Source organism: Streptomyces sp. SCL15-4, assembly GCF_033366695.1.
Taxonomy (GTDB): Bacteria; Actinomycetota; Actinomycetes; order Streptomycetales; family Streptomycetaceae; genus Streptomyces.
In genome coordinates this window covers 1,101,610-1,120,772 of the sequence record NZ_JAOBTQ010000001.1, presented here as the reverse complement: position 1 = coordinate 1,120,772, position 19,163 = coordinate 1,101,610, and the positions used below count along the sequence as shown (strand labels likewise).

Genomic DNA, 19,163 nt, shown 5'->3' with positions numbered 1-19,163 from the left:
TCCCCGGCCCCGGACCCGGTGGACCGCTCCTCACCCCGGCGCCTCCGTGACCGGCCGGGCGCCCCGGCCGTCCCGTGCCGGCACCGGTCACCGCTCCCCGGCGCCAGGCCCCGCCGCACCGCACCGCCGTCCCGTCACGTATGCCCGGTGACCCGCTCCCGCTCCCGTGCCCCGAGGCCCACCGGGGTCGCCCCGCGCCGTATCGCCCCGCTCTCCGAAGGACTTCACCCATGACGGACCTGCACGACAAGCCCGCTCCGGCGTCCTCCCTGCCGCTCTCCGGCCCCGCCGCCGGCGTGCCGGAGAGCGGCGTGGCACCGGCGTACCCGACGCTCGGCGAGCTGTTCACCGCCTGGGTGACCCGCACGCCGGACGCACCGGCCCTCACCGACGGGCGGCGGACCTGGACCTACCGCGAACTGGCCGCGCGCGCCGACCGGCTGGCCGCGCACCTGAGACGGCGGGGAGCCGGGCCGGACCGGGTGGTGGCCCTGGTCCTGCCGCGCTCCTTGGAGCTGATCGCGGCCGAGCTGGCCGTCGCGCGGGCGGGTGCCGCCTTCCTGCCCGTGGACCCCGCCTATCCCGCCGAGCGCCGGGCGCTGATGCTCGCCGACGCCGGGCCGGCCGTCGTCCTGGACGATCCGCGCGAGGCCGGCGAGCTGCTGGAGGCGGAGGAGGCGCCGGCCGCCGGGGACGGCGCGGTACGGCGGCCCGGAACCGGCGCGGACCACGCGGCGTACGTCATCTACACCTCGGGCTCCACCGGCACCCCCAAGGGCGTCACGGTCACCCATCGCGGCCTCGGCGGCTTCACCTCGGCCGCCGCCGAACGGTACGCGGTGGGCCCCGGCGACCGGGTGCTCCAGTTCTCCTCGCCGAGCTTCGATGCCTCCGTGCTGGAGCTGTGCGTCTCCGTCCTGTGCGGCGCCACGCTCGTCGTACCGCCGCACGGGCCCTGGCTGGGCGACGAACTCGCCTCCGTCCTCGACGAGTTCGGCATCACCCACGCCCTCATCCCGCCCGCCGCGCTGGCCACGCTGCCCGACCCGGCGCGGGGTGCCGGGAGCCGTCTGCGCACGCTGATCGTGGGCGCCGAGGCCTGCTCGGCGGAGCTCGTGGACCGCTGGGCGCCCGGCCGCCGCATGATCAACTCCTATGGGCCGACCGAGGCCACCATCGTCGCGACCTGGACCGGGCCGCTCACCGCCGGCCGGGGCACCCCGACGATCGGCGGCGCCCTGCCGCACACCCGGGTGTACGTCCTCGACGCCGCGATGCGGCCCGTACCGCCCGGCGCGGACGGTGAGCTGTACGTCGGTGGCGACGCGGTGGCGCGCGGATATCTGGGCCGTCCGGGCCTGACCGCGGCCCGGTTCGTCGCGGACCCCTTCGGCGTGCCCGGCGCCCGCCTGTACCGCACCGGGGACCGGGCGCGCCGGACCGCCGACGGGGAACTGGAGTTCCTCGGGCGGCTGGACCGGCAGGTGAAGATCCGCGGCTTCCGCATCGAGCCGGGCGAGATCGAGGCGGCCCTGCGCCGCGCCGGTGGCGGATCGGTCGGGGAGGCGGTGGTCGTGGTCCGCGAGGACGAACCGGGCCACCAGCGCCTCGTCGCCTACGTCACCCCGGCCGGCCCCGCCGTCCCCACGGACGCGGCCGGGCCCCGCGACCCCGCCGTTCCGGCCGACGCCGCCGAGCCGGGTGACCTCACCGCTCCGGTCGGCTCCGGCGAGCCGCTCGACTCGGCCGGTCCCGCCGGCGCCGTCGGACCGCGTGACTCCGCCGCGTCCGCCGGTTCCGCCGAACCACTGCTTCCCGCGCCCTCGGCCGGTTCCGCGGAACCCCGCGACGCGGCCGGGCCTCGCGACCCCGCCGAGCCGCTCGGCCCTGCCGTGACGGCCGACGCCGCCGAGCCGCTCGACCCCGCCGCTCTGCGCAGTGCCGTGGCCGCCCTGCTGCCCGGGCACATGGTGCCCGCCGCCGTCGTGGTGCTGGAGCGGATGCCGCTCACCCCGCAGCACAAGATCGACCGGCGGGCGCTGCCCGCGCCGGGACGTGCGGTCGCGGGCGGGCAGGTGGCGCCCCGGTCGGAGCGGGAGCGGACGCTCGCCGCGATCTGGGCGCAGGTGCTGGGCGTCGACGCGGTCGGGGTGACCGACGACTTCTTCGAGCTGGGCGGTGAGTCCCTCCTCGCCGCCCGGCTCCTCGCCCGGGTCCGGGACGAGCTGGGTGTCCGGCTGACCTTGCGGGACGTCTTCACCGCACGCACCGTCGCCGCCCTCGCCCCGCTGCTCGCCGACCCGTCGGCCGCCGCCGCCCCGGAGCCGATCCCGCCCGCCCCGGCCGGGGACGGCCTGCCGCTGTCCAGCGCGCAGCGACGGCTGTGGTATCTGGACGACCTCTCCGGCGGCGGCACCGAGTACAACACCGGCGTGGCCCTGCGGCTGCGCGGCGCCCTGGACCCGGACGCGCTGCGCCGCTCCCTGTACCGGCTCGCGGCCCGGCACGCCTCCCTGCGCACCGCCTTCGCCACCGCCGACGGCCAGGGCGTCCAGCGGATCGCGCCGGAACCCGAACTGCCGCTGCGGACGGCCGACCTCGCCGGCGTGCCCGACGCGGAGGAGGCCGTCGAGGCGCTGCTCACCGAGGAGCTGAACCGCCCCTTCGACCTGACGGCCGGCCCGCTCACCCGGGCCCTGCTCGTCCGGCTGGGCGCCGAGGAGCACGTACTGCTCCTGGCCCAGCACCACATCGTCACCGACGGCTGGTCCGTCGGCATCCTTACCCGCGAACTCGCCGCCCTCTACCACGCCGAGACCACCGGCGCACCCGACGGCCTGCCCGAACCCGCCGTCCAGTACCCGGACTTCGCGGTGTGGGAGCGCAGACAGCGGACCGGTGACGCGGACACCGCCGACCTGGCCTACTGGAAACGGCACCTGACGGGCCTTCAGCAGTTGGAGCTGCCCACGGACCGGCCGCGGCCCGCCGTGCGCACCACCGCCGGCGCGGCCCACCGGCACCTCCTGCCCGCCGAGCTGGTGACCCGGCTGCGGCATCTGGCCACCGGGCGCGGCACGACGGTGTTCACGCTGTTCGCGGGCGCCGCCGCCCTGCTGTTCTCCCGCTACTCGGGACAGCGGGACATCGCGTTCGGCACCGTCACCACCGGGCGCGGACGGCGGGACCTGGAGGACGTACCCGGGTTCTTCGCCAACACGGTGGTGCTGCGCGGCGAGGTGGACGAGCGGGTCACCGTGGACCGGTTCGTGGAGAGCGTGCGGACGACCGTGCTGGACGCCTTCGCCCATGACGGCGTGCCGTTCGACCGGGTGGTGGAGGAACTCGCCCCGCCCCGCGACCCCAGCCGCACCCCGCTGATCCAGACGCTCGTCGTCCAGCAGAGCGCGCTGCCCGTGCCGCCGCTCGCCGGCGGGCTGCGCCTGGCCGAGCATCCGCTGCCCCGCCCGGCCGCCCGCTTCGACCTGGTCCTGGAGTTCACCCCCGACGCGGACGGCGGCTCGGTCCTGACCGCCGAGTTCAACACGGACCTCTTCGACGCGGCGACCGTGGCCCGGATGACCGCCCATCTGCACCGCCTGCTGGAGGGCATGGCGGACGGACCGGGCCGCACCCTGGCCGAACTGCCCATGCTCTCCGCCGGTGAACAGCGCACCCTGGTGGACAGCTGGAACCCGCCCGCCCGCCGGCTCCGGGACACCGCGGACGCCACGCTGCCCGGCCTGCTCCACGCCCAGGCGGCCCGCACCCCGGACCGTACGGCCGTGATCTGCGGCCCGGACCGGCTGGACTACGCCGAGGTCGCCCGGCGCGCGAACCGGCTGGCCCGGCAGCTCGTCGCGCGCGGCGCGGGCCCGGAGACCCTGGTCGCGCTGTGCCTGCCGCGCACCGCCGACCTCGTGCCCGTGCTCTGGGCGGTGCTCACCTCGGGTGCCGCCTACCTCCCCGTCGACCCCGGCTATCCCGCCGAGCGGGTCCGGCTCATGCTCGCCGACGCCCGGCCCGCCCTGGTGATCGCCACCCGGGAGACCGCCGCCGCCCTGCCCCCGGACTGCGACCCGCTGTACCTGGAGGACTGCGCCGACCCGGCCGTGCCCGGCACGGGCCTCACCGACGCCGACCGGCTCCGCCCGCTGCTGCCGGACCACCCCGCGTACGTCATCTACACCTCCGGCTCCACCGGCCGCCCCAAGGGCGTCGTGGTCACCCACCGCACGGTCGCCGCGCTGGCCCGGTGGGCGCGGGAGCGGTTCGGCGCCGACGGGCTGGCCCATGTGATCGCCGCGACCTCCCTCAACTTCGACGTCTCCGTCTTCGAACTGCTCTGCCCGCTCACGGCCGGCGGCACCGTCGAGGTCGTCGCCGGCCTGCCGGCCCTCGCCGACGGCACCGGACCACGGCGGGCCGGGCTGCTCAGCGGCGTACCGTCCGTCGTCTCCCGGCTGATCGCGGGCGGCACGGCGCCCGTGACCGCCGGCACCGTCGTCCTCGCCGGCGAGGCGCTGCCCGCCCAGACGCTGAAGGAGCTGCGCGCCGCCCTGCCCGGCTGCCGCGTCGCCAACATCTACGGCCCCACCGAGGCCACCGTGTACGCCACCGCCTGGTTCGCCGGGGACCGGCTGCCCGAGCAGGCCCCGCCCATCGGCACCCCGGTGGCACTCACCCGCACCTATGTCCTGGACGGCGCCCTGCGGCCCCGGCCCGTCGGCGTCACCGGCGAGTTGTACCTCGGCGGCGCCGGCCTGGCCCGCGGCTACCTGAACCGGCCCGGACTGACCGCCGCCCGCTTCGTCGCCGACCCGTTCGGCGCGCCGGGAGAGCGCATGTACCGCACCGGGGACCTGGTGCGCCGCCGCGCAGACGGCGCGCTGGAGTACGTCGGCCGGACCGACCAGCAGGTCAAGGTGCGCGGCTTCCGCATCGAGCTGGGCGAGGTGGAGGAGGCGCTGCGCGGCTGCGCCTCGGTGGCCGAGGCCGCGGCCACCGCCGCCACCGACGACGACGGCCACCGGCGCCTGGTCGGCTACGTCGTCCCGGCCCCCGGACAGCGCACCGACGCCGAGGCCGTACGCCGGGAACTGGGCCGCACCCTGCCCGACTACATGGTCCCGTCGGCCGTCGTCGTACTGGACGCCCTGCCGCTCAGCCCGAACGGCAAGGTCGACCGCGGCCGGCTCCCCGACCCCGGGCCCGCGGTGCGCGCGGTACGGCACGTCGCGCCCCGCACCCCCACCGAGCGCGCCCTCGCCGCGATCTGGGCCGAGGTGCTGCGGGTGGAGCGGATCGGCGTGGACGACAACTTCTTCGAACTCGGCGGCGACTCGATCCTCAGCATCCAGGTGGTGGCCCGCGCCCGGCAGGAGGGCCTGCCGCTGACCTCCCGGGACGTCTACCAGCACCAGACGGTGGCCGCCCTGGCCCGCCGCGCGGACGCCGCCGGCGGCCCGCGCGAGGCCGCCCCCCGACCGGAGGCCGCCACCGGCACCGCCCCCCTGACCCCCATCCAGCACTGGCTGTTCGACACCGCCGCCGACCGGGCCGGCCACTACGCCCAGGCGCTGTCCGTCCGGCTGCCCGGCGACCTGGACCCGGCGGCGCTCCAGGACGCGCTGAACGACCTGGTCGCCCACCACGACGCCCTGCGCTCCCGCTTCACCGCCGACGGCCCGGACGGCGCCCCGGCCTGGACCGTGGACGAGCGCGCGCCCCGCCTGCTCCTGGCCCGGCACACCGGGCCGGAGACCGACACCCCCCACTTCGGTCCCTTCGACCTCGCCCGGGGACCGCTGGTGCGGGCCGTCCTGCACGACACCGGCACCGGCCGGCCCCCGGTGCTGCACCTCGCCGTCCACCACCTGGTGGTCGACGGCGTGTCCTGGCGGCTGCTGCTGGAGGACCTGGACCGCGCCTACCGGGCCCGCCGCGCCGGCCGCGACGGCGCCGCCGCGCTGCCCGCCAAGTCCTCGCCGCTGCGCCAGTGGGCCCGCCGGCTCGCCGCCCACGCGGCCGACGGCGGCTTCGACGACGAACGCGCGTACTGGACCCGTGCCCTCCCCGCGACCGCACCCCCGCCGCCGACGGGACCCGCCGGCACCTACGCCGAACAGCGCGCGGTCACCGTGCGGCTGAGCCCCGAGGACACCTCGGCGCTGCTGCGCACCCTGCCCGACACCTACCGCACCCAGGCCAACGACGTCCTGCTCGGCGCCCTCGGCCGGGTCCTGTGCGGCTGGAGCGGCCTGGACCGGGTGCTGGTCGACGTCGAGGGACACGGCCGCGAGGAACTCTTCCCCGACCTCGACATCAGCCGCACGGCCGGCTGGTTCACCACCCGGTACCCCGTCGCGCTCGCCGTCCCCGGGGACGCCGGCTGGGACACCGTGCTGAAGCGGGTCAAGGAACAGCTGCGCGCCGTACCCCGGCACGGCCTCGGATACGACGCCCTCGGCCGGCTCGCCGGCCGGGAGGCGGCGCCGCCCGCCCCGCAGGCCCGGATCAGCTTCAACTACCTGGGCCGGATGGAACTGCCGCAGGACCCCGACGGCCTCTACCGGGGCACCGTACGCCCCTTGGAGCTGGACGCCGACCCGGCGGCCGCCCGCCCGCACGCCCTGGAGGTCGTCGGACAACTCACGGACGAACGGCTGGAGTTCACCTGGTTCTACGCGGACGGACCGCACCGCGAGGAGGAGGTCGCCGGCCTCGCCCGGCGCTTCGCCGACGCGCTCGCCGACCTCGCCCGGTACGCCGCCCGGCCGGGAGCCGCCGGCCGCACCCCGTCCGACTTCCCGCTGGCCCGGCTCGACCAGGCCGCCGTCGACCGGATCACCGGCGCGGACCCGGCGGCGGTGGCGGACGTGTACCCGCTCACCCCGACCCAGGCCGGCATGCTCTTCCACGGTCTGTCCGAGGACGACCGCGGGGTCTACCTCCAGCAGCTGACGTTCGTGCTGGACGGCGTGCCCGACCCCGGCGTCCTCGCCGCCGCCTGGCAGCACGTGACCGACCGCACCGAGACGCTGCGCGCCCGGGTCGTCTGGCAGGACGTGCCCGAACCGCTGCTGGTGGTGGAGGCCCACCCGCGCATACCGGTCACCCACCTGGACTGGCGCGACCTGACCGAGGACGAGCGCCGCGCCCGCCTGGACGACGTACTGGCCCGGGACCGCGCGCGCGGCATCGACCTCGGGCGGGCCCCGCTGCAACGCCTGCTCCTGATCCGCCTGTCCGGCACCGCCGTGCGCGTGGTGTGGTCCTTCCACCATCTGCTGCTGGACGGCTGGAGCATGTTCCAGGTCCTCTCGGACGTCTTCGCCCACCACGCCGGAACCGGCCCCGACGCCCTCCCGCACCGCGCACCGCACCGCGAGTACGTGGCCTGGCTGCGGCAGCGCGACCCCGCCGAGGCCGAACGGCACTGGCGGCGCCGCCTGTCCGGGCTGGCCGAGGCCACCTGGCTGCCGTACGACCGCGAGCCGCGCGAGGCCCACCGCGCCGAGTCCACCCACGCCGTGCGCCGCACGCTGCCCCCGGCCGCCACCCGGGCGCTCCAGGAACTGGCCCGGACCTCCGGCCTCACCCTCAACACCCTGGTGCAGGGCGCCTGGGCGCTGCTGCTGGCCCGGCAGGCGGGCCGGGACGAGGTGGTGTTCGGCACCACCGTCGCCGGCCGGCCGCCCGAGCTGCCCGGCGCCGACACCATGACCGGCCTGTTCATCACCACCCTGCCCACCCGGGTCGCCGTCCCCGGCCACGGCACCCTGCTGGACTGGCTGCGCGCCCTCCAGCACGACCAGAGCGAGGACCGCCGCTTCGACCACCTGCCCCTCACCCGGCTGAAGACGTTCACCGAACTGCCGGAACGCACACCGCTGTTCGACAGCATCGTCGTCTTCGAGAACTACCCCGTGGACGACGGCCTCGCCGCCGCCCACGGGCTGCGCCTCAGTGGCCTGGAAGGCGTCGAGAGCACCAACTACCCGCTGAGCCTGACCGCCTACCCCGGAACGGAGCTGGCCCTGCGGCTCGGTTACGACCCCAGCCTGTTCGACACCGGCACCGCCGAGCGCATGGCCGAGTACCTGACCGTGCTGCTCACCCACCTGCCCGCCGGCTCCCTCCGCCCGCCCGCCCGGCTGCCGCTGCTCGCCCCCGACCGCCGCGCGCAGGTGCTGGACGCCTGGAACGACACCGCCACCGACCTGCCCGACACCACCGTCGCCGCCCTCTTCGCCGCGCAGGTGCGCCGCACCCCCGACGCCATGGCCCTGGAAGCCGGGGACGACCGCCTGACCTACCGCGAACTCGACGCCCGGGCCGAGGCGTTGGCGGGCCGGCTGGCCGCGCTCGGAGTACGGCCGGAACGGCCGGTCGGCGTGCTCATGGAGCGGTCCGCGGACCTGATCGTCGCGCAGCTCGCGCTCGTCCGCACCGGCGGGATCTACGTGCCGCTGGACGGCAGGGCCCCGGCCGAACGGCTGCGCCGGATGCTGGCCGAGGCCGGCGCGGACCTGCTGCTCACGGACGCCGGCCGGGAGCGGACGGCCCGGGAACTGCTGCCCGGCGACGGCGTGCTGCGGGCGGACGACACCTCCGTCGCGCCCCTCGTGCCGACGTACGCCGTCCATCCCGACAACGTCCAGTACCTGATGTTCACTTCGGGCTCCACCGGCACCCCCAAGGGCGTCGCGGTGCGCCAGCGGGACGTCGCCGCGCTGGCCCTGGACCGGGCCTTCGCCGGACACGACCGGGTCCTGGTGCACTCGCCGCACGCCTTCGACGCCGCCACGTACGAGGTGTGGGTGCCGCTGCTGCGCGGCGGCACGGCCGTCCTCGCCCCGCCCGCCGGGCTCGACGCCGCCCAGGTCCGCCGGGCCGTCACCGAGCGCGGCGTGAGCTGCCTGTGGCTGACCGCCGGCCTGTTCCGGCTGCTGGCCCAGGAGGACCCCGGCTGCCTGCGCGGCGCCCGCGAGGTGTGGACGGGCGGCGAGGCCGTGCCCGGCGCGGTCGTCCGCCGCGTCCTGGACGCCTGCCCCGGCCTGACCGTCGTGGACGGCTACGGCCCCACCGAGACCACCACCTTCGCCACCCGCCGCGTCTTCCGCTCCGGCGATCCGCTGCCCGCCGTCCTGCCCATCGGCCGCCCCCTGGACAACACCCGCGTCTACGTCCTGGACACCGCCCTCCAGCCCCAGCCGCCCGGCATCCCCGGCGAGCTGTACATCGCGGGCGCGGGTCTGGCCCGGGGCTACGCCGGCCGGCCGGGCGCGACCGCCGCCCGCTACGTCGCCGACCCCTACGGTCCGCCGGGCACCCGGATGTACCGCACCGGCGACCTCGTGCGCTGGAGCGCCGACGGCGAACTGCACTTCGTCGGCCGCGCCGACGACCAGATCAAGATCCGCGGCTTCCGTGTGGAACCCGCCGAGATCGAGGCCCGGCTCACCGCCCACCCCGCCGTCGCCGAGGCCGTCGTCTCCCTGTACGAGGACGCCGGGCGCAAGCGGCTCGCCGCCCACCTCGTACCGGCCGAAGGCGCCGCGGCGCCCTCCGCCACCGAGCTGCGCGCGCACCTGGCGGCCGGACTGCCCGACTACATGCTGCCCGCCGCGTTCGTCACCGTCCCCGGACTGCCGCTGACCGCCAACGGCAAGGTCGACCGGCGGCGGCTGCCCGCACCCGACTGGTCGGCGGGCGGCGAGCGTGCCCACCGCGAGCCGCGCACCGGCACCGAGCGGATCCTCGCCGGGATCTGGGCCGAGCTGCTCGGCGTCGAACGCGTCGGCGTCGACGACAACTTCTTCATGCTCGGCGGCGACTCCATCCTCAGCATCCAGGTGGTCTCCCGGGCCCGCGCCGCCGGACTCGCCCTCACCCCCCGCGACCTGTTCCGCCACCCCACGGTGGCCGAACTGGCCGCCGCCGGCGGCGGCGCGGCACCCGCCGTCGCCGGCACCGCACCGGTCGCCGGACCGGCCGGCCTCACCCCGATCCAGCACTGGTTCCTGGACGCGCGGCCCGCGCACCCCGCCTTCTTCAACCAGTCCGTCGTCGTCGAGACGCCCGGCCCGGTGGACGAGGACGCCCTGCGCCGCGCCCTCACCGCGCTGTGGACCCACCACGACGCGCTGCGCGCCCGGTTCCGCCGCACCGCCGACGGCGCCTGGCAGCAGGACATCGCCGCCCACGACGGTCCGGTCCCCGAACTCCTCGGGCTCCACGACCGGCGGGCCGAGGAGGACGTCACGGCGGCGACCCACGCGGGACTCGACCTGGAGACAGGCCCGTTGTTCCTCGCCCGCCTGTTCACCGCCGACGACGGCCGGCCCGCCCGGCTGCTGCTCGTCGCCCACCACCTGGTGGTCGACGGCGTCTCCTGGCGGATCCTGCTGGAGGACCTGGAGACCGCCTACCGGCAGGCCGCCGCCGGCGAGCCCGTACGGCTGCCCGCCCGCACCACTTCGGCGGCCGAATGGGTCCGCCGGCTGCGCGGCCTCGACGTCACCGGGCAGCTCGCCCACTGGGAGCGGACCGCGCGGGCCGCGGCCGACCCGCTGCCCGTGGACCTGGCCGGCGGCAACACCATGGCCGGCGTCCGCGAGGTGACCGTGCGGCTCGACCGCGAGCGCACCGACGCCCTGCTGCGCCGCGTGCCCGGCGTCTACCGCACCCGCGTGGACGACGTCCTGCTCACCGCGCTGGGCCGGGTCCTCGCCGACTGGACCGGACGCGCCACCGTCGCCGTCGGCCTGGAGGGACACGGCCGCGAGGACCGGTCGGCCGAGGACGTCGACCTGTCCCGCACGGTCGGCTGGTTCACCGCGCTCCACCCGGTGGCCCTGACCGTCCCGGCGGGCGACTGGGGCACCGCGCTGAAGACGGTCAAGGAACAGCTGCGGGCCGTACCCGGCCGAGGGCTCGGCTACGGCGTGCTGCGCCACCTCCTCGGCGACCCACGGCTCGCCGACGCCCCCGAACCCGGCATCAGCTTCAACTACCTGGGCCGCTTCGACTGGTCCGCCGACGACGCCGCGCTGGTCCGGGCGGTGCCCGGCGGCCTCGGCGGCGCGGAGGCACCGGACACCGAACGGCCGCACCTGCTGGACGTCGTGGCCCGCGTCGAGGACGACCGGCTGGAGATCACCTGGTACTACGGCGGCGGACGGCACCGCGAGGAGACCGTCGCCGCGCTCGCCGAGGGCATGCTGACCGCGCTCGGCGACATCGTCGCCCACTGCGCCCGCCCCGACGCGGGCGGCCGCACCCCGTCGGACTTCCCGCTGGCCCGGCTCGACCAGGCCGCCGTGGACCGCGTCGCCGGCGACGGCCGGGACGTCGAGGACGTCTACCCGCTCACGCCGATGCAGGAGGGCATGCTCTTCCACAGCCTGCTCGACCCGGCCGGCCGCACCTACGTCAACCAGGTCCAGCTCGTGCTGGCCGGCGTCACCGACCCGCACGCGCTCGCCACGGCCTGGCAGCACACCGCCGACGCCAACCCGGTGCTGCGCACCCACCTGGTCTGGCAGGAGACCGCCGAACCGCTCCAGGTCGTCCGGCACCGGGCCACCGTGCCCGTCACCCACCACGACTGGTCCGCCCGCCCCGGCGAAGACCGCGCACGCGAACTGGACCGGCTGCTCGCCGAGGACCGCGAGCGGGGCATCGACCTCGCCGCCGCGCCCCTGATGCGGCTCACCCTGATCCGGCTGTCCCCGGACCGGGTCCGCCTGGTGTGGACCTTCCACCACGTCCTGCTCGACGGCTGGAGCGCCGCCCAGGTCTTCGACGAGGTCTGCGAGCGGTACGCCGCCCTCACCTCCGGGCGCCGCCCGCACACCCCCGAGCGCAGGCCCTTCGCCGACTATCTGCGCTGGCTCTCCGGACGCGACACCGGCCGGGCCGAACGGTACTGGCGCACCACCCTGGCCGGCTTCCAGGCACCCACCGAACTGCCCCGCGACCGGCGCCCCGACGGGGCCCACCGCGCCTCCTCCTCCGGATCCGTGCGCATGACCCTCGGCCCGGACGTCTCCGCGCGGCTGCGGGAAACCGCCCAGCGGGCCGGACTCACCCTCAACACCGTCCTCCAAGGCGCGTGGGCGCTGCTGCTGTCCCGCTACGGCGGCGGCACCGACGTGGTCTTCGGCACCACCGTCTCCGGCCGGCCCGCCGAACTGCCCGGTGTCACCTCGATGGTGGGCCTGTTCATCAACACCCTGCCCACCCGGGTCCGCGTCGACGGCTCCCGCCCGCTGCCCGAGTGGCTGCGCGAGATCCAGACGGCCCAGTCCGAGGCCCGCCGTCACGACTTCGTCTCGCTGGCCCAGGTGCAGTCCTGGAGCGAGGTACCGGGCGGCACCGCGCTGTTCGACTCCCTCGTGGTCTTCGAGAACTACCCCTTCGACGCGGGCGCGCTGTCCCGGCACGGCCTCGCCATGGAGCAGGAACGGGACCTGGAGCCCACCAACTACCCGCTCAGCGTGGTCGTCGCCCCCGGCGACACCCTCACCGTGAACCTGGACTACGACCCGGCCGCCTTCGACGCCGCAACGGTCACCGCGCTCGGCGAGAGCCTGCGCGCCCTGCTGACCGGCATGGCCGCCGGCCTGAACCACCGCCTGGCCGAACTGCCGCTGCTGGAACCGGCCGAGGAACGGGCGCTGGTGGCCCGGTTCGGCGGACGGACGGCCGAGGCACCCGAGGACACGCTGCCCGGCGCGTTCCGGCGGCAGGCCGAACGCACCCCGAACGCCCCGGCCGTGCGCCACGGCGACCACCTGCTCACCTACCGCGAACTCGACGCCCGCTCCAGCCGGCTGGCCCGGCGGCTCATCGCCGCCGGCGCCGGACCCGAACGCTTCGTCGCGCTCTGCCTGCCCCGCACCGCCGACCTGGTCACGGCGCTCCTCGCGGTGCTCAAGAGCGGCGCCGGCTATCTGCCCGTCGACCCCCAGTACCCGGCCGAGCGCGTCGCGTTCCTCTTCGAGGACGTACGGCCCGACGCCGTGATCACCGCCGCCGAGACCGCCGGCCGGCTGCCCGAGGGCCCCTTCACCCGGATCCTGCTGGACGACGCGGACCCCGCGGCGCCGGACACCCCGGTCGGCGACGACGAACGCCACGCCACCCTGCTGCCCGGCCACCCGGCCTACGTCATCCACACCTCCGGCTCCACCGGCCGCCCCAAGGGCGTCGTCGTCAGCCACGCCTCCGTCCTCGCCCTCACCGACTGGGCGGCGGCCGAGTTCGCCGGCCGGGGACTGCACCACGTGGTGGCCTCCACCTCGCTCAACTTCGACGTGTCGGTCTTCGAGATCTTCGCCCCGCTGCTGTCCGGCGGCTGCGTGGAGATCGTCCGCGACCTGCTGGCCCTCGCCGAGCGTCCCGGACCCTGGCGGGCCGGACTGCTCAGCGCGGTGCCCTCGGCACTGGACCGGCTGCTCGCCGAGGACGCCGTGCGGATCAGCGCCGACACCGTCGTGCTCGCGGGGGAGGGGCTGCCGGCCCGGACCGTAGGCCGGGTCCGCGACGCCATCCCCGGCAGCGAGGTGCGCAACATCTACGGCCCCACCGAGGCCACCGTCTACGCCACCGCCTTCACCTGCGACCCGGCCGACCCCGACCGCGACCCGCCGATCGGCCGGCCGCTCGGCGGCGCCCGCGCCCATGTCCTGGACGAGCGGATGCGGCCGGTGCCGCCCGGTGCGCCCGGCGAGCTGTTCCTCGCCGGGACCGGCGTCGCGCGCGGCTACCTCCACCGCCCCGGCCTGACCGCCGCCCGCTTCCTGCCCGACCCGTTCGGCCCGCCGGGCAGCCGCATGTACCGCACCGGCGACCTGGTCCGCTGGACGGCCGACGGCGACCTCGTCTACCTCGGCCGCGGCGACGACCAGGTGAAGGTGCGCGGCTTCCGCATCGAACTCGGCGAGGTCGAGGCCGCCCTGGCCCGCCACCCGGCCGTGGCCGCGGCGGCGGCCCGCGTCCTCGAACACGCCGGCCACCGCCGCCTCGTGGGATACGTGGTGCCTCGCACACCGGCCCCGGCGGACTCCGCCGGGCCCGGTCCGTCCGGCCCCTCGGGCGCCCGCCCGGCCAATCCGCCCGACCCCGCCGAGCTGCGTGCCTTCCTCGCCCGCAGTCTGCCCGACCACCTCGTCCCCGCCCTCGTCGTGCCGCTGGAACGGCTGCCGCTGGGTGCCACCGGCAAGCTCGACCGGCGGGCGCTGCCCGTGCCGGAGTGGGGGGCGCCGGCCGCCGGGACGTCCGGCCGGCCGCCGCGTACCGAGGCCGAGCGGACCCTCGCCGCGATCTGGACCGAGGTGCTGGGCGTGCCCGAGGTCGGCGCGGACGACAACTACTTCACGCTCGGCGGCGACTCCGTCCTCGGCATCCGGATCGTCTCCGCCGCCCGCCGGGCCGGTCTCGCGCTGACCCCCCGGCACCTGTTCACCCACCAGACCCTGGCCGAACTGGCCGCCGCGGCCGACCGGCTGCCGGCCGCCGCCGTCACCGCCGAGCAGGGCCCGGTGACCGGCGAGACCCCGCTCACCCCCGTCCAGCACTGGCTGCTGTCCACCCTCACCGGCGACCCGGCCCACTTCAGCCAGACGGTCTCCTACGAGCTGGCCGCGGACCCCGACGAGACGCTGCTGCGGGCCGCCCTGGCCGCCGTACTGGAGCACCACGACGCGCTCCGCATGCGCTACGAGCGCACCCCGGAAGGCAGGTGGCGGCAGTACGGCACCGCGCCCGGCGACCGGGAGGCGCACCTGGAGGTGCACCACGGCGCGGACCCGGACACGGTCGCCGGTGCCCTCGGCGCCGGGTTCGACCTGGCCGGCGGGCCGCTGCTGCGGGCGGCGCTGTGCCGGCCGGCCGGCGCGGCCCGCCCGGTGCTGCTGCTGTCCGCCCACCACCTCGTCGTGGACGCCGTGTCCTGGCGGCTGGTCCTGGAGGACCTGGACACCGCCTACCGCGCCCTGCGGGACGGCGGACGGCCCGCCCTCGCCCCGAAGAGCACCTCGTTCCGCGACTGGGCGCGACGGCTCGCCGCACACACCGAGGCGGGCGGCTTCGACGCCGAACTCCCGTACTGGCAGGACCTGGACGCGGGCACCGCGCTGCCCGTCGACCGTCCCGGCGGCGCCAACACCGTCGCCGACGAGGACACCGTGAGTGCCGGACTCGACGCCGAGGAGACCCGCCGGCTGCTCCAGGACGTCCCGGAGGCGTACCGCACCCGCGTCAACGACGTGCTGCTCACCGCGCTGGGCCGGGTCCTGGCCCGGTGGACCGGCCGGGACCGGGTGGCGGTGACCCTGGAGGGCCACGGCCGCGAGGACCTGTTCGAGGACACCGACCTCGCCCGGACCGCCGGCTGGTTCACCGCGATGTACCCGGTCGCCCTGGACGTGCCCCGGGACGCCGGCACCGGCACCGTGCTGAAGTCGGTCAAGGAGAACCTGCGGGCCGTACCGCACGGCGGACTCGGCTACGGCACACTGCGCCACCTGCACCCCACCGCCGGCCGCCGGCTGCCCGCCCTGCCGCCCGTCTGCTTCAACTACCTGGGCCGGCCGGACGGGACTCCCGCCGCGGGCGGCCTGCTGCACGCACCGCGCGGCGGCCTCACCGGCGGCATGGACCGCTCGGCGGACCGGCCGCACCTCCTCGACGTCCTCGGCCAAGTCGTCGACGACCGGCTGGAGTTCACCTGGTCGTACTCGCGCGGGCTGCACCGGCGGGAGACCGTCGCCCGGCTGGCGGCCGAGCTGACCGGCGAACTCCGCGCGATCGTCCGGCACTGCGCCGAACCCGGCGCGGGCGGACGCACCCCCTCCGACTTCCCGCTCGCCCCGCTGGACCAGGCGGCCGTGGACCGGCTCGTCGGCGACCGAGCGGACGTCCGGGACGTCTACCCGCTCACGCCCACCCAGACCGGCATGGTGATGCACGGCCTGGACGAGGCCGGACACGGCCTGTACGTCGAGCAGATCACCTTCGTGGCCGACGGCGCCCGCGACCTCGCGGCCCTGGCCGCCGCCTGGCAGCACGTGGTCGACCACACGCCCGTGCTGCGCACCTCGATCGCCCTGCACGGCGTACCGGTGCCGCTCCAGATCGTCCACCGGCACGCGACCCTGCCGGTCACCGAGCACGACTGGAGCGCGCTGCCGGCCGAGCGGCACGCGGCGGAGCTGGAGCGGCTGCTCGCCGACGAGCGGGCCCGCGGCCTCGCCCTGGACCGGGCCCCGCTGCTGCGGCTCGCCCTGGTCCGGCTCGGCCCGGACGCGGTCCGGGTGGTGTGGACCTTCCACCACGTCCTGCTGGACGGCTGGAGCGTCTTCCACGTCCTGTCCGACGTCATGGCCGCGCACGCCGCCCTCACCCAGGGCGAGCGGCCACGGCTGCCCGAGCGCAGGCCGTTCGGCGACTACGCCGCCTGGCTCGCCGCCCGCGACACCGCCGCCGCCGAGGACCACTGGCGCGGCGCCCTGGCCGGCCTCGGCGCCCCGACCCCGCTGCCGTACGACCGGCGGCCCGCCCCCGACACCACCGCCCGCTCCGGCGCCTGGCTGTCCCGGCGGCTCGACCCCGGACAGTCCCGGAGCCTGACGGAGTTCGCCCGCCGCCACCGCCTCACCCTCAACACCCTGGTCCAAGGCGCCTGGGCGCTGCTGCTGGCCCGGTGGAGCGGGCAGCGGGAGGTCTGCTTCGGCACCACCGTCTCCGGACGGCCCGCCGGACTGCCCGGCGCCGACACCATCACCGGCCTGTTCATCACCACGCTGCCCGCCCGCACCGAGGTCGACGGCACCGCCCGCTGCGACACCTGGCTGCGCGCCCTCCAGGAGGCCCGGGCCGAGGACCGCCGCCACGACCACCTGCCCCTGGCCGAACTGCACACCTACACCCACCTCCCGCCCGGCACCTCGCTGTTCGACAGCCTGGTGGTCTTCGAGAACTACCCGGTCGGCGACGCCACCGCGGGCGCGCACGGGCTCGCGCTGCGCGACCTGGACGCCCGGGAGGCCACCAACTACCCGCTCACCGTGGTCGTCTCGCCCGGCGACCGGCTCACCGTCGAACTCGGCTACGACCCGCGGTACTTCGAACAGGCCACCGCCGCCTCGATGGCCGGCCAGCTGCTGCACGCCCTGCACGCGCTGGCCGCCTCGGACGGCACCGCCCGCCTCGACGACCTCGACGTGCTCCCGCCCGCCCACCGGGAACGGCTGCTGCGCGGCCCCTCCCGGCCCGCGCCCGCACCGGTGCCCGCCGCCACCCTGCCGGCCCTGGTCGAGGCCGCCGTCGACCGCCGGCCCGCCGACCCCGCCCTCCAGGCACCCGGCACCCTGCTCACCTTCGCCGAGGCCGAGGCGCGGGCCAACCGGCTGGCACACCGGCTCATCGCCCGCGGCGCCGGGCCCGGCGACCTCGTCGCGCTGCTGCTGCCCCGCTCGGCGGACATGGTGCTGGCCCAGCTCGCGGTGGCGAAGACCGGCGCCGCGTTCCTGCCGGTGGACCCCGCCTACCCCGAGGAGCGGATCGCCCTGATGCTGCGCGACGCCGCCCCCGCCCTCACCCTGGACGCCAAGGAGATCGCCGCCCTGCTCGCCGCCCCGCCGGACGACACGCCCGGGCACCGGCCCACCGACGCCGACCGGACCCGCCCGCTCGACCTGGACGACCCGGCCTACGTCATCTACACCTCCGGCTCCACCGGCACCCCCAAGGGCGTCGTCGTCACCCACCGGGGCATCGCCGCGTTCAGCGCCGCCGAGGCCGCCCACTACCACGTCGCCCCCGGAGACCGGGTGCTGGCCTTCGCCACGCCCAGCTTCGACGCCTCCGTGCTGGAGCTGTGCATGTCCCTGCCGCACGGCGCCCGGCTCGTCGTACCCCGGCCCGGCCCGCTGCTCGGCGCCGAACTCGCCGACGTGCTGCGCGGCGAGCGCGTCACCCACACCCTGCTGCCGCCGGCCGCCCTCGCCACCCTGCCCGCCGACACCCCCGGCACCCTGCCGGACCTGAAGACCCTGATCGTCGGCGCGGACGCGTGCGGTGCCGAACTCGTCGCCCGCTGGGCCCCGCACCACCGCATGGTCAACTCCTACGGCCCCACCGAGGCCACCGTCGTCGCCACCTGGTCCGCTCCGCTGGAGCCCGACGGCACCGCGCCGCCCATCGGCCGCCCGCTGCCCGCCACCGGCGCCTACGTCCTCGACGCCCGGCTGCGACCGGTCCCCGACGGCGTCCCCGGTGAACTGTGGCTGACCGGACCGGCGCTGGCCCGCGGCTACCTCGGCCGGCCCGGACTGACCGCCGCCCGGTTCCGCGCCGACCCGTTCGGGCCGCCCGGCACCCGCATGTACCGCACCGGCGACCTGGTGCGCCGCGACGGCGCGGGCGAACTGCACTACCTGGGCCGCACCGACCACCAGCTCAAACTGCGCGGCCACCGCATCGAGGCCGGCGAGGTCGAGACGGTCCTCACGTGCCACCCGGGCGTGCTGGACGCGGTGGTGACCGTACGCGAGGACGAACCGGGCCTGCCGCGCCTGGTCGCCCACCTGCTCGCGGCCCCCGGTGCCGAACCGCCCACCGCCGCCCATCTGCGCGAGCTGGCCGCCCGCTCGCTGCCGGGATACATGGTGCCGTCGGCGTTCGTGGTGCTGGACCGCTTCCCGCTCACCGAGAACGGCAAGACCGACCGGGCCGCCCTGCCCGCCCCGGTCCCGGCCGAGGAGCGGGAGAGGCCGCGGTACGTGGCGCCCCGCACCCCCACCGAGGAGGCGCTGGCCGCCATCTGGGAGGAGACCCTCCAGACGCCCGCGGGCGCCGAGGACGACTACTTCCTGCTCGGCGGCGACTCCCTGCGCGCCCTGCTCATCGCCTCCCGCGCCAACGACGCGTTCGGCGTCACGCTCACCCCCCGCGACGTCCTGGTCTCCCGCACGGTCGCCGCCCTCGCGGAGCTCGTGGAGGAACAGGTGCTGAGCGAACTCGAGGCGGCCGCGTACGGCGATCCCGAGGAAGACGACGAAGACCCGGCGTACGGCGGCGAAGACGCCGCGTACGGCGGACACGGCCACGAAGACGCCGCGTACGGCGGCCCCGACCACGACGAACGGTGAGGA

Annotated in this window: 1 protein-coding gene; it reads left to right on the top strand. The window is 76.7% G+C overall.

What is annotated here, in order from left to right; genetic code table 11:
• The first annotated feature begins 296 nt into the window (after positions 1–296).
• Positions 297–19,160 (top strand): non-ribosomal peptide synthase/polyketide synthase, encoded by an 18,864-nt coding sequence (locus SCK26_RS04520; protein ID WP_412080833.1) that lies wholly within the window; start codon positions 297–299, stop codon positions 19,158–19,160.
• Positions 19,161–19,163: the final 3 nt, after the last annotated feature.